The following is a 3,576-nucleotide window of genomic DNA, read 5'->3' as shown; positions in this document are numbered from 1 at the left end:
CATTAAGTGATAAGCATGCTATAGATACAATTTTGCAAACTTCAGACATGTTTTATATAGAAAAATATAAAGACAATAATAATAAGCCTATTTATCAAGGAATATTGTTAAGGCATGAAATAACTAATGAATTAGATTCTATTTTCTCTATTAAACCTACACCAGTAATACAGAATGATGATAAAGTGTTGAAGAAATACTATTATCAACCTAAAAATACAGATGCCTATTATAAAATTTATAGCTTAGAAAATTAATCATGTTTTTCAAAACCTTTGCCAAATAATGAATCCATAGTAGTTTCATTTGGCTCTTTAAAATCAGTAGTACGGTTGCGATAATTTTTTTGGATGGTTCATTACTTCTTTTTCCCCACCTGGTCTTCCACCAAGATGACCAGGCTCTTTTTTATTTGGAAAATTTTGATTATTGTTATTATCTTTTGATATTGTTACACCTCCTTATTCAATATCTTTATATTCAAACACTCGTAATGGCTCAAACTGAATAACGTAATTATCATGTCGAATATATAAATAATTTTCTCATTTTACTAATTTAAAATGTATAATGTATAAAAAATATTAAGTTATTAATTATTTTAAGACGCTGAGAGAAGCTCTGTGTTGCAGTGAGAAATGTATTTATGAATAACTGTATTTAAAAAGCACTCGCAAATTCATAGTATTACTTAATAAAAGCCTATTTTTTAATTAAGAATGACATAATTATGACATAACAAAATAACAAAATAAAAACAACAGGGGTATTAAAAATTGTAAATATTGATATTACAGGCTTTTTACTCTCTATTTATATCTATTTTATATGATACTTAATGCCAGGCATGATGTAACATAGGTTCATTGACCTAAAAACTTTAAAATCATTTTTATAAGACGTTTCTCATGAGTAAATTAAACTCATGGGAAACGTTTTTTATATTATTTAAAAAATGTAAACTAATACTCATATGTTTTATCATAAGACCATTCAAAAGATGTAGAAGAAAATTTTTTGATATATTATTTTCATTATGAAGCTTATCTATTAATTCACATCTATGGAATGAACGTTTTCGAATTGAAAAAAGTTTATATAGTTATTAGTATAGTAATCGTATTAGGTAGCGTGTACTTAAAAGCATAACTTGATGAAAAAGAAAAAAATTATAAAAAGAAAAAGTACATAGGATATAAATAAGGGGTAAGAATATTAATGAGTGTATATACTAGATTATTTAATGAAGGCGATTTTGAAAAGTTAGATGAGTTGAGTGAATTATTTAAAGATTTGGGATATCCACCAAATAGAAATGAATTGATAGAGAGACTAACTGAAATACATAACCATAAAGATTATTAATTACTACTATTAATTAAAGACAATAAAATTATTGGTTTATCTGGAATGTGTAAAATGTTGTTTTACGAAAGAAATGGAAAGTATATGAGAGTACTTGCGTTTGTTATAAATTCGAATTATAGAGGTCTAGGTTTCGGCAATAAGTTATTACGTGAATCCGAAAATTTTTCCAAACAATTAAATTGCAAAGTAATAACACTTAATAGTGGTGATAGAAAAGAGAGATTAGCGGCTCATAATTTATATAATAATAGTGGTTATTATAGTACTACAGTTGGATTTACAAAAAATTTATAAAGTTTGCACACATATGTCTATGTAAATTCGTTTTCGCAATGATATATGGCTAGGTATGATGTAATATAGGTTTGTTGACTTAAAATCTTTTAAATAATTTTTATAAGACGTTTCTCATGAATAAATTAAACTCGTGGGAAAACGTTTTTTGTATTATTTAATAAAATGTAAACTAATACTCATATGTTTTACCATAATACTAATTAAAAGATGTAGTAGAAAATTTTTGATAGATGCTATTTTTATTATAAAGCTTATCTATTAATTCATATCAGAGAAATTAACGTTTTGAATAGAAAAAATTTATATAATTATTAGTATAGTAATCGTATTAGGTAGTGGGAGCTTTAAAACAATAATTGATGAAAAAGGAAAATATTTAATGGACGGATATTATATAAGTGGATATATAAATAATAATAAAAATCTTGCTTTTACAGTGGGTATGAGATCTACAGAAAACTTCAATTTAATGGTGATATAACTTTTAGGAAAACTCTATAAAATACTTATTAACAATCCTAAAACTATGACTCAAATAAATGAAGAATAATCTAAAAAAGAAGAATAATAGAATGTTGATTAATAAGGTTCTAGAAATATTTTGTACTTTGTTAGTTGATGAATCTATAAAAATAGTCATATTTAAAAGACATCATACTTAAGATAAGGTGGCTTAATTATTGAATGTGAAATTAAAAATAAGTAAAGTATGAATAGCGTTATTTTACTATATTAGAACTGAAATTAAGCGAGATTTATGAATCCTAGATTGTTGAGTAACATTCAATATAGTCTAATTATATATGATATTATTGAAAGAAAACATGAGGTGACATAAGTTGCAAAATAATAAATTTGAGTTGAAAGATATCTTGTTTATAATCTTTATTGTTGTTCTTGCAATACTAGCATTTGTATTCACAGTTGGTTATATTATTAGCTATATAGATCCTAACCATAGTATTACTGGTTATTCCATTGCAATTAGTTTTGTTGGCATATTTGCCACATTTGGTGGTGCATTTCTAGGTGCTAAAATTTCGGGGGAGAATGCTAGAAAGTTAGCAGATAGAGACATAAATGCTAGTAAGTTCAAATTACAGTTATTTTTAAAAAAAGCAGAAAATAATTATATTTCATTAAAACAACAATTTGAATTAAAAAAGAAGAATAACGATTTCGTAGATTTGCAAATGTTTTTAGATGATTATCAAAAAGATAATTTAAACTACAGTCAATTACTAATAAGAGATATTAAAGTAATTATAAACTGTATTAATAAAATAATTGAAGATGATTTTTTTTATTATATTGTTAAAGAAGTTAATGGTGAAGTTGATCTATTAAAGTTATTCGATATAAAGAACGATTTGAAAAAACTTGTGGATAAAATCCAGCAACATAGCAATGGAAAGAAAATTCCTTATTTTGAAAGTTATATAAACAAGGTAGCGTTTGATGAAAATTTAAAAACTTTAAAGGATATAAATAATAAAATAAATGACTAAATTAAAAAAATATAATTATATGAATGTGCATTTAATAATTATTTATCTATAATTACCAATAAAAAGTCTATCAATAAATTACTTTTGTTTTTCAATTTTATTATTTTGATGTAAATACGTAATGAAGGTTTGAGATATGCATTTCGAATAACATAATAATATTGTATAAAAGTACAAATAATGATTTAACTGGCTTTTATAAGACGTTTCTCATGAGTAAATTAAATTCGTGGGAACCGTTTTTTATTTTATTTAAAAAATGTAAACTAATACTCATATGTTTTATCATAAGACCATTTAAAAGATGTAGAAGAAAATTTTTGATATATTATTTTCATTATGAAGCTTATCTATTAATTCACATCTATGGAATGAACGTTTTCGAATTGAAAAAAGTTTATAT

2 protein-coding genes and 2 pseudogenes are annotated in these 3,576 nt (G+C 24.0%); all 4 read left to right on the top strand.

Annotated elements, in window-relative coordinates:
• Nucleotides 1–257, top strand: a pseudogene (locus tag CD147_RS12190) (hypothetical protein); the annotation flags it as partial.
• 961 nt (nt 258–1,218) lie between these two features.
• Nucleotides 1,219–1,662 (top strand): annotated as a pseudogene (locus CD147_RS11660) (GNAT family N-acetyltransferase).
• A 382-nt stretch (nt 1,663–2,044) separates the two neighbouring features.
• Nucleotides 2,045–2,146 (top strand): DUF1433 domain-containing protein, encoded by a 102-nt coding sequence (locus CD147_RS12600; protein ID WP_103167613.1) that lies wholly within the window; start codon nt 2,045–2,047, stop codon nt 2,144–2,146.
• Nucleotides 2,147–2,504: 358 nt separating this feature from the next.
• On the top strand, nt 2,505–3,173 hold the full coding sequence (locus tag CD147_RS11650) for a hypothetical protein (RefSeq protein WP_103167612.1): 669 nt from the start codon (nt 2,505–2,507) through the stop codon (nt 3,171–3,173).
• Nucleotides 3,174–3,576: the final 403 nt, after the last annotated feature.

Origin of the sequence: Staphylococcus devriesei (assembly GCF_002902625.1) — a bacterium.
Classification (GTDB): domain Bacteria; phylum Bacillota; class Bacilli; order Staphylococcales; family Staphylococcaceae; genus Staphylococcus; species Staphylococcus devriesei.
This window is presented reverse-complemented; position numbering and strand designations above follow the sequence as displayed.

What these genes read in the sequence shown, in the direction of transcription:
- CD147_RS12600 (WP_103167613.1), top strand. Translation starts at nt 2,045, where the DNA reads ATGGACGGATATTATATAAGTGGATATATAAATAATAATAAAAATCTT.